The sequence below is a fragment of the Campylobacter concisus genome (assembly GCF_015229965.1).
In the GTDB taxonomy this organism is placed as follows: Bacteria; Campylobacterota; Campylobacteria; order Campylobacterales; family Campylobacteraceae; genus Campylobacter_A; species Campylobacter_A concisus_BD.
Genome location: NZ_JAAKZB010000009.1, coordinates 60493 through 75419, shown reverse-complemented (window position 1 = coordinate 75419; position 14927 = coordinate 60493). Strand labels below are relative to the sequence as shown.

At 39.5% G+C, this 14927-nt stretch carries 15 protein-coding genes; 6 read left to right on the top strand and 9 right to left on the bottom strand.

What is annotated here, in order from left to right; all coding sequences use genetic code 11:
* Positions 1-186: 186 nt before the first annotated feature.
* From G6W43_RS05575 to mqnE, 5 genes are read right to left on the bottom strand one after another with little or no spacing between them, the layout of a single operon-like run.
* Entirely contained in the window at positions 187-873 is a 687-nt protein-coding gene (locus tag G6W43_RS05575; RefSeq protein WP_103596776.1) for a pilus assembly FimT family protein, read from the bottom strand.
* A gap of 3 nt (positions 874-876) precedes the next feature.
* Positions 877-2094 carry a hypothetical protein gene (locus tag G6W43_RS05570; RefSeq protein ID WP_194169326.1) on the bottom strand — a complete coding sequence of 406 codons (1218 nt, stop codon included), beginning with the start codon at positions 2092-2094 and terminating at the stop codon, positions 877-879.
* 9 nt (positions 2095-2103) lie between these two features.
* Entirely contained in the window at positions 2104-2544 is a 441-nt protein-coding gene (locus tag G6W43_RS05565; RefSeq protein ID WP_012001533.1) for a phosphoribosyltransferase, read from the bottom strand.
* 12 nt (positions 2545-2556) lie between these two features.
* On the bottom strand, positions 2557-3849 hold the full coding sequence (locus G6W43_RS05560; protein ID WP_012001532.1) for an NCS2 family permease: 1293 nt from the start codon (positions 3847-3849) through the stop codon (positions 2557-2559).
* Positions 3850-3860: 11 nt separating this feature from the next.
* Complete coding sequence (gene mqnE, locus G6W43_RS05555) at positions 3861-4925, bottom strand: aminofutalosine synthase MqnE (RefSeq protein ID WP_194169328.1); 1065 nt, start codon at positions 4923-4925, stop codon at positions 3861-3863.
* Between the two features lie 110 nt (positions 4926-5035).
* On the opposite strand from mqnE, the gene G6W43_RS05550 reads away from it, so the two are divergent.
* The 6 genes from G6W43_RS05550 (at position 5036) to G6W43_RS05525 (ending at position 11583) form a co-directional block, all read left to right on the top strand.
* A complete protein-coding gene (locus G6W43_RS05550) occupies positions 5036-7534 on the top strand; it encodes an HD domain-containing protein (protein WP_194169325.1) in 2499 nt (832 codons plus the stop codon).
* Positions 7535-7537: 3 nt separating this feature from the next.
* On the top strand, positions 7538-9349 hold the full coding sequence (gene glmS / locus G6W43_RS05545; protein WP_194169324.1) for a glutamine--fructose-6-phosphate transaminase (isomerizing): 1812 nt from the start codon (positions 7538-7540) through the stop codon (positions 9347-9349).
* A 128-nt stretch (positions 9350-9477) separates the two neighbouring features.
* Positions 9478-10272 (top strand): CsgG/HfaB family protein, encoded by a 795-nt coding sequence (locus G6W43_RS05540; protein WP_103610975.1) that lies wholly within the window; start codon positions 9478-9480, stop codon positions 10270-10272.
* A 1-nt stretch (position 10273) separates the two neighbouring features.
* Positions 10274-10699, top strand: a complete 426-nt coding sequence (locus G6W43_RS05535; protein ID WP_087583718.1) for a gamma-glutamyl phosphate reductase — start codon at positions 10274-10276, stop codon at positions 10697-10699.
* A gap of 415 nt (positions 10700-11114) precedes the next feature.
* Positions 11115-11276, top strand: a complete 162-nt coding sequence (locus tag G6W43_RS05530) for a hypothetical protein (protein WP_159071348.1) — start codon at positions 11115-11117, stop codon at positions 11274-11276.
* Between the two features lie 31 nt (positions 11277-11307).
* Positions 11308-11583 (top strand): Fic family protein, encoded by a 276-nt coding sequence (locus G6W43_RS05525; protein ID WP_234398894.1) that lies wholly within the window; start codon positions 11308-11310, stop codon positions 11581-11583.
* Positions 11584-11613: 30 nt separating this feature from the next.
* Here the strand turns inward: G6W43_RS05525 and G6W43_RS05520 are convergent, their stop codons facing one another.
* From G6W43_RS05520 to G6W43_RS05505, 4 genes are all read right to left on the bottom strand, one after another.
* Positions 11614-12108, bottom strand: coding sequence for a hypothetical protein (locus G6W43_RS05520; protein WP_194169323.1), 495 nt, complete (start codon positions 12106-12108; stop codon positions 11614-11616).
* 11 nt (positions 12109-12119) lie between these two features.
* Complete coding sequence (locus G6W43_RS05515; protein ID WP_194169322.1) at positions 12120-13319, bottom strand: tetrahydrodipicolinate N-succinyltransferase N-terminal domain-containing protein; 1200 nt, start codon at positions 13317-13319, stop codon at positions 12120-12122.
* Positions 13320-13623: 304 nt separating this feature from the next.
* Positions 13624-14076 carry a hypothetical protein gene (locus G6W43_RS05510; RefSeq protein ID WP_103617968.1) on the bottom strand — a complete coding sequence of 151 codons (453 nt, stop codon included), beginning with the start codon at positions 14074-14076 and terminating at the stop codon, positions 13624-13626.
* 157 nt (positions 14077-14233) lie between these two features.
* Positions 14234-14923, bottom strand: a complete 690-nt coding sequence (locus tag G6W43_RS05505; protein ID WP_103617967.1) for a cytochrome-c oxidase — start codon at positions 14921-14923, stop codon at positions 14234-14236.
* Positions 14924-14927 lie beyond the last annotated feature (4 nt).

Genomic DNA, 14927 nt, shown 5'->3' with positions numbered 1-14927 from the left:
AAGATTGACTAATAGTTTAACAATTGTAAGTTAAAAGAACAACGATAAGAAAAAGGCTTTATTAACATTGAAGTTAAAGGTGGTTTCTCGTTTCGTGAGCTGGAATTATATATGAGGGATGCTTAAATGCAGATTAAAAAATAGCAGCTTTTTGAAAAAAATCAAAAGCTCAAAATTTAATCAAATTTAACTATTTTCTTTTATAGATGCAAAGCCACTTTCTTTTTCTATAGTAATGGTCGTTTGATTACCACGTTTGTCAGTTATTGTTATACTGCAATCTTTTTTAACAAGTCTATCGTATGGTCGCTTTATACCACCACCAACGGTACTTATTGACCACATCGGTCGTCCCATTTCATCAAAAGCGATTTTTTTCTTAGCATTTCCTTTTACACATCCACCAGATAGGGTTACATCTGTTATACCAAATCTTTTTTCTATATTTAGCTCTTTGTTTATCTTTTTGCAGTCACTATCTGACATACCGCTCCAGCCAGCTGTTAGTAACTTTCCGGTCTTATAAATATCACTTGCAAATTCATCTTGCGAATTTGGATTTCCGGTCATACTTTTATCATAATAAACACTATATTTCCAAGTTTGCTCATTATTTTTATCGACCGAACAGCCATCTACTTTATCTTTTGCAAAAGCTATCGTCCAGCGCTGTTTTGCCCATCCTTTTTCGGTAATAGAATATTTATCATCCTGCATAGCGAGGTGTTGAGTGTATCTTATATGAGTTAGGATCTGATTTGCAGCTTCTCTTGAGGCATTTCTGTTTAGTTTTGGGATCATAATGGCAGCTAAAATTCCAACAACAACAATAACAAAAATAAGCTCTATCATCGTAAAAGCTCTTTTTTTCATAGCTTATCGTTCCTTGATATTGAAATTTGCAACTACTTTTCCCATTTTTTCTATACTAAATTTTGACTTCTCATCTAAATCGGCACTTGCTAATAAATTTTTAGAGTAACTTTTTGTTTTTATCCCATAAAATTTAAGCCTTAGCGCAAGCCTTGTATCTTCAGTCGTTATGTCCTGCACTCCAGCCTCTTTTAGCTTATCTGCCAGCTCTTTTGCTACATCAAATTTATAAGTGAGATGTTTTGTAGGATCGCTTAAAAAGAGGTAAAAAATTTGATTAAAGATGATCGCTGACCAGTTAAATATCAAAAAGAGCATCACTAAGCTAGTGCAAATTTTATGACCTTTTCTAAATTTTGGTAGCCTCACGCGATATGAGTTGAAAAAAACTCTTACCATAAGTGGCGTTGCGATCACACAAAATGGCAAAAACTGCTCAAGCTCCAGCCTTTGGCGCACAGAGACTATCATACAAAAGCAAAATGAGCAAATGGCGATAAACCACAAAAGATCCTTCTTTTCCTTAACCCAAATTCTATAAATCGTATATACAAAAAAGATAAAGACAAATGGCGAAAATACAACAGCAAATATGCCAAAAGTATCGATAAAGTGCCCACTTGGTCTGCCATTTGTTTCAAAGCCAAAAAAGTAAAGTGTCAGCAAAAATAAAATGGCACTGAGCCAAGCAAGTGGCGGCTTTCTTTTATAAAGTGCAAATATAAAAAATCCTGCATAAAATATCAAAAAATCGCCATCTATGAAAAAGGCTAGGCAGAAAAAGAGACTAAATGAAATTTTCTTTTTAATATGGAAAAGATATATGCACAAAAGCGCTAAAGTGATGCAAATTCCAGCGTTATTTATGATAAGGGCTGAAGCCAGCGTGCCAGGAAGCAGCACAAAAAGTAGGACCGCTACGATCCTGTCAAACTCAAGCTTGATGTAAAATTTGCTCACCTTATACATCAAAACCACGCTTGCGATGTGAAAAAAGATCATCACGCCCCGCACAGCAAGGTCATTTTGACCAAAAAAATGGGTACTTAGTTTTAAGATGTAGCTTAGAAGGCTGTGCTTTTGAAAGAAAATTTCAGCCTCGTTGTAGCTTATGCTAAGAGAATTTGCCGCATAAAGTAAAAAAACAAAATCAATCAAACATATCAAAAACACGCTAAAAGCGATGTGTCTGCTAGCAAATTCTCTAACTCTTTCTAACAAATCGCGCCCTTAAATATGTATATCCCAGAAAAACTCAACCCAGTCATGAGCCTCTTTTACCTTAAATTCAGGCAAAAGCAGAGCCTTTTCTTTATAAAATACAGTTGCTATCTTTATATCTAAATTTGGATAGCGTTTAAGCAGCTCTCTTTTTATCTCGACCATGCTCTCGCCGCTATCGATGATATCATCAACAAGCAAAATTTTAGTGTATTTGCTAAGATCTGGCACGTTAAAAATTTGTATCGTATCAAGCTTGTTTGTATCCTCGTAGTGGATAGAATTTAGGGTAAATAAATTTCTATTTTCTAGCGCAACGGCTAGCGAGTGGCCAAGCGTTAGACCGCCTCTTGCCACAGCTAGTATCACCTCTGGATCAAACTCATCTTTTATCTGTTTTGCCATCTTTTTGGCATCAACAGCAAATTCATCGTAGCTATAAAATATCATCTTTCATCCTTATCAATGCACTAAAAATACGATAAAACTAATGAGCGCTAGCACGACTACACCTAAATTTATATCGCTAAATTCTCTCTTTATGAGCTTAACTATGACGTATGACATAAAGCCAAATGCAAGGCCGTTTGTGATCGAGTAAGTAAGCGGGATGAGCACAACTATGAAAAATGTCGCAACGCCAATGGCTGGATCTTTGAAATTTATGCTAGCAAGCTCGGCAAACATAAGCACGCCGACCATTACGAGGATCGGATAGATGGCATTGCCAGGGATCGCTTTAAAAAGTGGCAACATAAATAGTGTAAGTATAAATAAAAGTCCGCAAAATACAGCTGTTAGACCAGTCCTACCGCCCTCTTCTACGCCGCTTGCGCTCTCTACAAACGATGTGGTCGTACTTACACCTACAAGCGAGCCAGCTGCAGTAGCAACAGCATCAGCTTCAAGAGTTTTTTCAAGTTTTACGACGCCATCTTTTTTATTTTCGTCAAATATCCCAGCCCTTGTGCCAACGCCAGCTAGCGTGCCTATCGAGTCAAAAAGATCGGTCACAAAAAATGTGATAACAACTGGGAGTAAAGCTAGGCTAAACGCACCTTTTATGTCAAGCTCTAAAAATATCGGTGAGATAGAGGCTGGAGTTGAGAAAATTTCTGTTGGATGAGGAGCGATACCAAGTACCCAAGCTATCACTGAAGTGACAAGCACTGCCAGGATAAACGCGCCCTTTATCTTCCATGCCCAAAAGCAAATAACCAAAAATAATCCCAAAACGCCAAGAAGCACGTTTGGATCTCTGAAATTTCCTATGCCGACTAAAACTGCGTCGTTATTTACGATAAAGCCCATTTGCTGAAATGCAACAAAGCTGATAAATGTGCCTATGCCAGCGCTTATCGCTCTTCTTAAATCAAGTGGGATGGATCTTATTATCCACATTCTAAAATTTGTAAAAGACAAGACGACAAATATCACGCCGCTTAGAAAAACAACGCCAAGAGCCGTTTGCCAAGGCACTTTCATACCGATGCAAAGACCAAATGTAAAATAAGCATTAAGCCCCATACCAACGCTCATCGCAACTGGCGTGTTCGCCCAAAGACCATTTAATATCGTAGAAAATATGGTAATTAGCGCAGTTGCAGTGATTAATGCCTCATAAGGCATGCCAGTTTTGCTCATAATGATCGCATTTACCGGCACGATATACATCATCGCCAAAAATGTCGTAAGTCCCGCTCCAAATTCCTGCTTCACACTCGTTTTGTTTTGTGCTAAGTCAAAAAATTTCACCCCAAGCTCCTTTAGTAAATTTTAAGTTCGTTATATAAGCTATCACGCTCAACCGGCGTAAAACCAGATGTTTTTATGAGATCGCAAAATGTCTTTAGTGTGACGCCATTTGCGCTATTTGCGCCGGCTGCACTTTGTATGCTCTCTTTTTCTATCGTGCCATCAAGATCATCAGCGCCAAATTCCTGAGCGATCATCGCTAAATTTAGCGTCGAAGTAGCCCAGTATGCCTTTATGTGTGGGACGTTATCAAGCACCAAGCGAGATATCGCCATAGTCTTTAAAATTTCAGCTGATCCTAGAAATTTAATATCTTTTAAGTAGTTATTTTCTCTTTGATAGACAAGCGGGATAAATGCGTTAAAACCACCCGTTTCGTCCTGCAGGTCTCTGATCCTTAACATGTGATCGATCCTATTTTCGCGGCTTTCTATATGTCCAAAAAGCATTGTAGCGTTACTTTGTCTGCCTTTATCATGCCACATTTTGTGGATCTTTAGCCAGTTCTCGCTACTTACTTTGCCTTTGCAAATTTTAGCCCTGACCTCTTCATCAAAAATTTCAGCCCCACCCCCTGGCATGCTATCGACGCCGTATTCAAGCATCTTTTCTATCACCTCATCGTAGCTTAAGCCGTAATGCCTTGATAAAAAATCAATCTCAGCCGCCGTCATTGCCTTCACGTGAAGCTCTGGATGAGCTGCCTTTATCTTTTTAAAAATTTCTAAATACCACTGCCAACCGCTAGTTGCGTTGTGGGCGGAGACGATGTGTATCTCTTTTACACCGTGACTCACGCTCTCATCAACGATCTTTAAAATTTCTTCGTGGCTCATTAGGTATGGATTTGGATTTTTTCTGTGGGCTGAAAATGCGCAAAATTTACAGATGTCAGCACAGATATTTGTTGGATTGATATGGCGATTTACGTTAAAAAAGACCTTGTTGCCGTGCAGTTTTCTGCGCTTTTTGTCGGCAAATTTAGCCAAGGTAAAAATATCAAGCTCATAAAGCGAAAAAGCCTCTTGCTTGCTTAATCTCTCGCCACTTTCTAGTTTTTGTAATAGATTCATTATTTATATCGTCCTAAAGCTGAACTTAAGGCTTCATTATAAGCAAATAAAGCTTTGTTTTTGCAAAAATTATGTAACATTTGCCAAGATATTTTTAACAATGGAAACACTAAATGCTAGCTGATAAAAGTGCCAAAAATAGCGATAATTATTCAAAGATCAAAGAGAAATTTCTTGATTTTAAGGCAAATTTGCCAAAACATTTTCAAAAAAATCAAGGCAGAAATTTCACAAATTTCTTAGCCAAAGAGTATGATGATTTTATAAAATCTTATTTAAATGAAACTATGCGAGATTTTTTTGATGAGTTTGTGCCACAAAATGACAGCTTTGCCTTTAGTGTTCTAGCCACTGGCAAATACGCCCAAACGCTACTTAGCACAAATAGCGAGCTTGAAATTTTGCTAGTTTATAAAAATTTGAAGGGCTACAATATAAAAAATTTCTTAAAAGAATTTTCTGAAATTTTAGATAGCTCTGGCATGAAATTTGTGATAAAAAGCGCCGAAGTGGATGAAATTTTTATAAATTTCAAAGATGACCTTAAATTTAAAAGCGAAACCTCGCAACTTCGCTACATCTGCGGCTCAAAAAGCCTCTACCGCCTAGTAAAAAGCGAGATCATAAAGATAAAAGAATTTGATAAAAAAGCCTTTTTAAACTACCATTTAAAGGCATTTTTGCCATTTTCTAGCATAAGCTACTTGGCGCAAGAGCCAAATTTAAAAAGTGGCTTTGGCGGGATCGATGAAATTTACCACTTAAACTGCATACTAAACTGCCTAGATAGCGATGTTTCTGTTAGATCGCAAGCCCTTAAAGTGATGAATGAAAAAGAGATCGCTAGTTTTAATTTAAATGTCGATTTTTTACTAAGCTTGCTAAGTGCTTTAAATTTAACTCAAAACACCGATACTTTCAGCGCCTCAAGCGTCGAGATCACGACAAATTTCATGCAGACAAAGTCCAAAAAGCTGCAAGACAACGAAAGCGTCATCAGCCAAAAGATGCTAAGCTCGATGAATAACGTAGCCATTTATTCAAGATTTATCGCGGCTTCGCTTTGTAGGCCATTTTTCAAAAGCGAGCTAAGCTTCGAGCAGAGAAAATTTGCTAGGCTAAAAAATGGCTTTTACGAGATAAATGGCGTCATATACGTGCCGCTTCATAAAAAGCCAGCACTTATCGAGGATCTCATAAATGAGCTTTTGGAGCTAAAAGATGTGGATTATAAATTTGATATAAGCGCGATCTTTTATATCAAGCGAGCCATCATCACAAAAGATGGCTTAGAGCGAGCTATCAGCGAGTTTAAGAAGATATTTTTAAGAGAAAATTCCTACGCTATCTTAAAGTCCTTGCTCGATGCGCAGATGATACAAATTTTGATAAAACCAATGGAGCATATCTCCCAGCTAGCAGAATATGACGGCTATCACGAATTTACGGTTGATGAGCATAGCGTTTTAAGTGTTAAATTTCTTGAAAATATAAAAGATAAATTTATAAAAAATCTCTATGCTGAGCTTTGCTTGGAGGGCAAAACGATGCTAAAGATCGTGACGCTTATGCATGACGTTGGCAAAGGACTTGGCGGCAAAGATCACGCAAACATCGGCGCAAACATCTTTAGAGCCTACGCGAACAAGCTAAATTTAAGTCAAAAAGCTATCAACGTCGGCGTCATCTTGATAAAATACCATACCCTAATGAGCAACGTCTCAAACAGAGAGGACATCTACTCGCAGCGCGTCATCTTTGCCTTCATCTCAAAGCTTGGCGACAAACAGGTTTTAAAGCTACTTTACATCCTTAGCTACTGCGTGATAAACGCCACAAATGAGAGGCTTTACAACGCCTACACAGCAAAGCTTTTAAGAGAGCTTTATGAAATTTCTCTTAGTGCATTTAGCGATGAAAATTTGCTTGATGAAGCGACAAGGCGGGTAAAAAAAGAGCAGTCTATAAAAAGAAATAGCGAGTTTTTGGCGCTTGAGCCAAAGCTGCAAGAGAAAATTTTTAAGATCACATCAAATTTGGTCTTTACAAAATATAGCGCGAGCGAGATCATAAATTTAAGCAAAGTGGCTGATAGCTTAAACGAAACCGAAATTTTCATAAACAATAGTAAAAATTTAAGCATTCAAATTTATACAAACAAGAGCCTAAATTTAAGCGCCCTGCTCTATGAATTTGCCAAATTTGACCTTGCATATATGGAGATATTTGAGCTATTTGAGAAGAAATTTTATATCAGGCTTGACTTTAACCAAAATGTAAAAAATCATGAGCTTGAAAATACTAAAATTTTAGCCCTAAAATCCCTAAATAGCGAGGTTTTAAGAGAGCCTTTGAAACCAAATATTAACAAAGATGAGATAAACTTCGAGCTAAATCACTCAAAAGATTACGCCAAACTTAGCATCAACGCAAAAGATCAGCGCGGGCTAATGGCTTATGTGATGAGTGTTTTTGACAGGCTTCATTTTCAAGTCACGAGTGCTAGAATTCAGACGGTTAAAAATAGAACGAGAAATCTCTTTTTGATCGAGAAAAACGAGCGACTTGAGAGTAAAGGCGAAGAGATATTAAATTTATTAATAAGCGAGTAAAACATGTGTGGAATCGTAGGATACATCGGAGATAAAGAGAAAAAAGAGGTCATTTTAAGCGGTCTAAAAGAGCTTGAGTATCGTGGATACGACAGCGCTGGCATGGCTGTGATGAGTGATGGCAAGATCGACTTCTTTAAAGCGGTCGGCAAGCTTGAAAATTTAGTCCTAAAGACAAAGGACTTTACATCAACTGGCTTTGGCGTGGCGATAGGTCACACACGCTGGGCGACGCACGGCAAACCAACCGAGATAAACGCTCACCCACACCTTGGAGAGCACTCATTTGTCGTTCACAACGGCATCATCGAAAACTACAAAGAGCTTAAAGATGAGCTTGAGGCAAAGGGCGTGAAATTTGTCAGCCAAACCGACACCGAAGTGATCGTGCACCTTTTTGAAGAAATTTTAAAAGAGAAAAAAGACCCATTTAAGGCTTATGAGGCGACTATCGCAAAGCTTAGAGGCGCTTATGCGACGCTGCTTATCACCAAAACTGCACCTGATAAGATATTTTTCGCAAAAGACGCCGCTCCTATGGCGATAGGTAAAAGCGACAAAAAAGAGCTATATTTTGCCTCATCAGATGCCCCACTTATCGGCAACGCAACCGAAGTTGCCTACTTAGATGATAACAACTACGGCTACGTAAGCTTAGACGAGATAGCTGTTTTTAAACACGGCAAAAAGGCTAGCATAACATTTAACGCTTTGCCAAAGGATAAGAGCTATGCCCAAAAAGAGGGTTATACATTTTTTATGGAGAAAGAAATTTACGAGCAAGGCGCTGTTGTGTCTGAAACCATCATGGGCAGGGTTAAAAACCATAAAGTCACCCTTGAAAATTTAGACGATGAATACCTAAAAGGCATCGATGATGTCGTGCTTTGTGCGTGCGGTACGAGCTACCATGCAGCGCTTGTTGCAAGCTATCTTTTTGAAAGGCTTGCTAAAGTTAGAACAAAGGTCGAAGTGGCAAGCGAATTTAGATATAGAAAGCCTTATCTAAACAAAAACTCGCTCTTCATCGTCATCTCGCAAAGTGGCGAGACAGCTGATACTCTTGAGGCGCTTAGGATCGCAAAAGAGGCTGGACTAAAGACGCTTGCGATTTGCAACGTCGATAACTCATCTATCGTTAGACTAGCTGATAATACGCTTCTAACCCGCGCTGGCATCGAAAAAGGTGTGGCAAGTACAAAGGCATTTGCAACGCAGATCATCGTGCTTTGGATGCTTGTGCTTCAAATGGCATCAGCAAAGGGATCTATCAGCAAAAAAGAGCTAGATCACGAGATCAAAACGCTTCTTCACATCCCACAAATTTTAAATATAGATAACTCTTTACAAGAGAAGCTTCACCGCCTAAGCAAGCACTATTTGCACGGTCATGGCTTCTTCTTTATCGGTAGAGACATCTTCTATCCGCTAGCACTTGAAGGTGCGTTAAAACTTAAAGAAATTTCATATCTTCACGCCGAGGGCTATCCATCAGGCGAAATGAAGCACGGACCTATCGCGCTTGCAGATGAGAAGCTATTTACGATCGCTTTAATGCCTCAAAATTTGTTATATGAAAAGACAAAAAGTAACGTCGAAGAGCTTGCTGCAAGAGATGCTTACATCCTAGCGATCAGCCCACTTGAGTTTGAGCTAAGCGATGACTACGTAAGAACTAGCGTTCAAGATCACTATATGAGCGAATTTTTCGAGATGATGCTAGTGCTTCAGCTACTTGCACTTGAAATTTCCGTTAGACTTGGCAACAATGTCGATATGCCAAGAAACCTCGCAAAAAGCGTAACTGTCGAATAATTTATGTGGCTGGCATCTTGCTGGCCGCTTAAATTTTACTTTTATATTTTTCTTTTAAAATTTAAGTTTTCACAAAATATTATTTTCTTATAATATTTGCACTTCTAATTACATTAAAAAGGATCTTCATGAAAAAGAGATTTTTAGCATCTAAGGTCTTTAGCAGCATTGCCGCTCTTTGTTTATTTGCTGGATGCGCTAGCAGCAATAGCGGTGTAACTGGTGCCGCAGCAGGAGATACAGCCAAAAATGCCAACACGAAAATCGAGCGTTGCAGCCAAACGCTAGGAACATTGTCTTTTTACGAGGATCAAAGTAGCTCATGGTACTCATATCTAACTAGAGATTATCAGCTTGGCTCAACAGTGCCGGTGCTAAGGATCTTAGCTCAGCAAACTGGCTGCTTCGTCATCGTCGAGCGTGGCAGAAGTATGGACAATATGATGCAAGAGCGCGCACTTGAAGCTAGTGGCGAGCTAAGAAAAGGCTCTAAATTTCACAAAGGTCAAGTCGTAGCGGCTGATTATACTATGCAGCCAGAGATCACATTTAGCAAAGAGGATACTGGCGGTATCAGCGGACTTGTAGGCGCTGTCTTTGGCAACGTTGCTGGCAAGGTAAGCGGAGGCTTTTCAAAGAGCGAAACACAAACATCTTTGCTTCTCATAGACAACCGCTCAGGCGTACAGATCGCTGGCGCAGTCGGCAGCGATAGCAACTTTGACTTCTTTGGCATGGGGTCAAATTCATTTTCTCGTGTGAGCGCTGGACTTGGTGGCTACACAAAGACACCAGAGGGCAGGATGATCGTAAATGCCTTTATGGACGCAATGAACCAACTTATAGTCGCGCTAAAAGATTATAAAGTCCAAAATGTAAAAGGTGGTCTTGGCAAAGGCGGAAATATAAAAATAGGAGACTAAGATGAAATTTATAGCCATTTTGTTTTGTACATTTACGATGTTGCTAGCTGCTAACTATACTAAAAAGATAGAGATCGGGCTTTGCAAACTTATAAACGAAAGAGAAATGGCTAAATTTTATGGCGACACGAGAAACTACGACGCCCTTAGTAAAAAGATAGACGGATATAAATTTCGTTTTGGATTGAAAGATTTTGATGAGGATAGTTGCCGTATGAGTGGCTACTATCCTGTTGATCCAAACTATGCGCCATATCCGCCTAACTACCGCCCATACTATCAAAATGAGTACGAAAGATTTGATAGATTTCAGCGTGGTTACCGCGGCGGCTACTACAACGACGATGACTATGATGATGGTTTTGAGCGTGGATATAGACGTGGCTACAATGACGCTAGAAGAGAGTATAGAAGACCTTATAGATAGGCATAAAAGCCGTAATCTTTAAAGAAATTTGATGCAAAACCTGTGGATATGACAACATCCAAACTACCCAAATTTCTCTTTCGACAAAAGAATAATAAGCACCCTTGTAAATAGGCTAGAGCAATATCACGAATTTTAAAAGAGATAACAAGCAAGACAAGCAGAAACGATCTTTTAAAGGCGCAAATTAATGCCCTAGAAAATGATATCTTTTACTCATCTCTCGTAGAGGACGAGAGGCTAAAAAGATCAAGGCATTCGCTCATCGGTAAAAAAGAGACTAGATAAAAATTTTGACTGGCTAGCCGACACTCATGCGACTAGACACAGTGATAATCTAGTCTCGCTAATGCTTGAAGTAAATTTAAACAAAGCTCTCATAAACTTCGAGCGGCTACTTGGCTGACACAATGCCTTGTTTGAATATAGCCATAGCAAAATTTACAAGATAAAAAGAGCTAAATTTAGAGATGATGAGATGAGCGTCGTCTCAGGCTCACAAGAAAATGTGCAAATCCACTACGAAGCCTTGCCAGCAGAGCGCGTAGAGGAGAATTTTTTTAAATTTTATCGATAAAAATCACGAAAACGCCTATGTAAAAAGTGTTTTGGCTCACCTTTGGTTTGCGATCATCCATCCTTATGACAACAGCAATGGCCGCATGGCAAGGGCTTTGGCGCACTACTGCTTGGCTGGCGAGAGCATTGAGCCATTTTTTATCTCCAGCGTTATTTATGCAAATAAAAAAGATTATTATGAAATTTTAAAGCAGACGACAAAGCTTGAAAATAATTTAAACTTTGACTTCACAGCGTGGATAAAGTGGCATTTAGAAGCGGTAAATAGCGCCATAAAACAAGCCATAAGCTCATTAAAAAGATAAAATTTCTATAAAATTTAAGAGCCAAAGCCATTAAATTTTATCTTTAGTTAGGATTTTTGCAAGCTGCTCTTTGATCTCATCATCAAATTCACTAACGCTTATCACACCCCTACTCTCGCACATCTTAGCGTCATTTACCTCGCAGTAGCCACTTAGCGCGTTTTTGTATCCACCCCTTATGCAAGCCTCTCTGTCTTCTAAAAATCCAGCCCCGCCAAGGATGAGCATGCCAAGGTCAAAGCCGATCTTAAATTTCGCACTCGCTGAGCTTTTTATCCAGCTTAAAAATATCTCATCATATCTTAGCCCAAGCGCTCCAACGCCATCTGGCACAACCAAGATATCCACGCCATAAAGGCTCTCAGCGTAAATTTCAGGATGAAGCCTGACGCCAAATTCATCGACTATCTCAGGCTTTAGGGCGTAGGTTTTGATGTTAAAACCTTCAAATTTATGCAAAAAATCATAAATTTTGGCAAAGTTTAACAAATTTATCTTGTCAAACATCAAAATGCCAACTTTCATGCTAGCTCCTTTTAATGAAGTGCCTCATTTAGCTTGATCGCCCTTTTGCTCGCGCTTGCAGTGATCTGACCTGTTTGGCTATTTTGTCTAAAATGAAGCCCATTTAGCCCGCCAAGCTCAAGCGCTTTGTAAATTTCAGCTTCAAATTTAAAGCTAGGATTTAGCTTAGCTAGCTTTTCGCGCTCGCTTGCCGAGATATAGACCTTTGTGCCCTCGAGCACCGCTATGCCAGCATCCACGATGCAGTTATCACCAAGTGGCACGCCAGTAACTGAGTTTGCGCCAAGCAAGCAGTGTTTGCCGATGCTTACAGGGTTGCCGTTCGTGCCGCTTAGCACGCCAAGTATGCTAGCTCCACCACCTACGTCACTACCCTCACCCACTACGACAGAGCTACTAACCCTACCTTCAACCATCACGCCACCAGTCGTGCCTGCATTAAAGTTGATGTAAGCAGCTCCTGGCATGACGACTGTGCCAGGATGCACAGCAGCACCCATGCGGACTTTGGCAGCGTCCAAGATCCTTGTGTTATCAGCTGGGATGATGTGACTTAGAAATCTTGGGAATTTATCCACGCTCACGATCGCTGGATACTCGCCAAACATCTTTAGAGAAATTTCATTTTCTCTTAGCCACTCAAGCTCGATTGGGATATTTTGGCTAGTCCATGCGACATTTGGTAGCACTCCAAAGGCTCCATCAAGTACGATCGTCCTAGGTGCGACCTTGCCAAGTGAGATCAAGTAAAGCTTGAGATAGACGGCCTCCACGCTAAGTGGCTTTGCGTCGTCGAACAAAAATACAAGCTTAAATTTATTCTCATTTAGCTCAAGATCGTCATCAAATGCCATCTTCACAGCGTGTAAATTCTCCACGTTTTTATGCGATTTTATATCTTTTTCAAAGACACTAAAGAGCTTGCTAGCCTTTTTTGCCACCTTTGGCGTGAGATCGGCTACGAACTCGTGAGCGCTAAAATCAATCTCAACATCGCACTTTTGCAATGCGTATATAAAAGCAGCTGCACTTAAAAAGCTCTCTTTATAATTTACAACGGCGTAACTTGCTTGCAAAATTTTGTCGCTATTTTTTTGTCCGCGATCGACTCTTGCGATGCCAAAAGCAACTGGATCTTTGTAGCCATCTTTTTTTCTAAATTCTTCAAAAAATTCCTTAAATTCGTTTGCGTCTTTGAACTCTTTAGACATCTATTCTCCTTTAAATTTTTTCTTAGTCTAGCCAAAAATGGCTAAAAATTTTATGATTTTGGATGTTTAAAAAGTTGATAAAACTAAAGTCCAAGCGAATGCTGCAACGCATAGATTATAATTTTGCTATTTTGGGCGTAAAACCTAAAGCAGCAAATTTCTTCATCCAAATAAAATCCAGCGCCTATTAGATCGCAGTCGTGTCGATGAAATTTATCTGCCTAAAAGCAAAATTTTCATCATTTTTTGCAAGGCTTGAAAATCTTAACTAGCTTTTAATGCATAAATTTAAAGATTTAAGCGTTTAGCACTCCTCACTAAGCTCTAAATTTTCTAAACGAAGTGGCTTTTCACCCTCAAAGATCACCCCTATACCATAAGGCTCGCAGATATCAAGCTCGCCCTTGGCAAATCTCATCAGCCACTGCCTATCACGCGCATAAAAGGTGCATTGTGGCGAGCTAAATGGCAGGTTGCAAATTGGCACATCAAGCAAGCTAAGCTCGTCCTTGCTCAAAAAGCACCCTCGCCTAAACTCATCTTTTAAAAAGACAAGTGCCTCTTTTACGTACCGGTCAATATCGCCGACGATGCGCTCTGCTAGCAAAGTAGTCTCATCATCCGCCTCTGCCCCATCTGTGCTAACAAGGCAAAACGCTACCTGATCAAAAATTTCGCTTTTTAGCTTCATCTCTCCATACCAGATGAAACCATCATCTGTTGCAACTTTTTCAAGTTCGCCAAATTTCAAAGTCATTTCGTATTCTCATTTTTTGTTATTTTGCCACTTTTATAAAAGAGTGGAATTTAAGTAAATTTGTAGTGAGCTAAAATAGAGATAGCTTGTAAATTTGCCATTTTGACATAAAGCAAAAGCTAAATTTACAAGCAAATTTTCAAATTTATATCGCTATTTAAAAGCAAAATTTCTCATCAGTGCCATTTTGCTTGCGCATAGCTTTAAAGTTAGCAAGATTGTCTTTGTCTAAAAAATAATCTTTCTCTTTTTTATTGCGAGCTTCTAGCTTTTCTATGCCTTTTGCAAGGGCTGCTTTTCTATCTTCGTGAGGCGAGCTAAATTCTGGCGAAAACATCGCTTCATAGGCATTTTTCTTAGTCCATTCAAGCGCTTTATCAGCGATCTCTTGTTGCTTTTTGATATCGCAAAATGCATAAGGATTGACCACGTCGCCAACAAGCTTCATAAACGCCCCTATCGCAGCCACCACGTCAGTAAATTTCTCGCCCTCCATGTCTATAACGCCTCTTAGCAAGATCGCGCGGTTTTTTGCCGCATAAAACCAAAATACCGCATCGTCGCGAAGTCCAAGATCATAAGCGTGAGCCGAGAGGACAAAAAGAGTTATCGGAGAGACCATTTGTGGGGCGTCTTGCACGATCTTTTCAGCCTTTTTGAAGTCATCAGTTTTGCCACTTTTTAAAAGCTCATCTATCTTGTCATAGACCTTGACATACTCCACCTTGCCAGCATTTGCTGAGTAGTAAGGCGTGACGTAGATGTCGATACTTCTTACTTTGCCATCGTTTGCAAAGCCACATACCGCTCCAAAAACTAGCGCTGTAAGCAGTGATAAAATTTTCATTTTA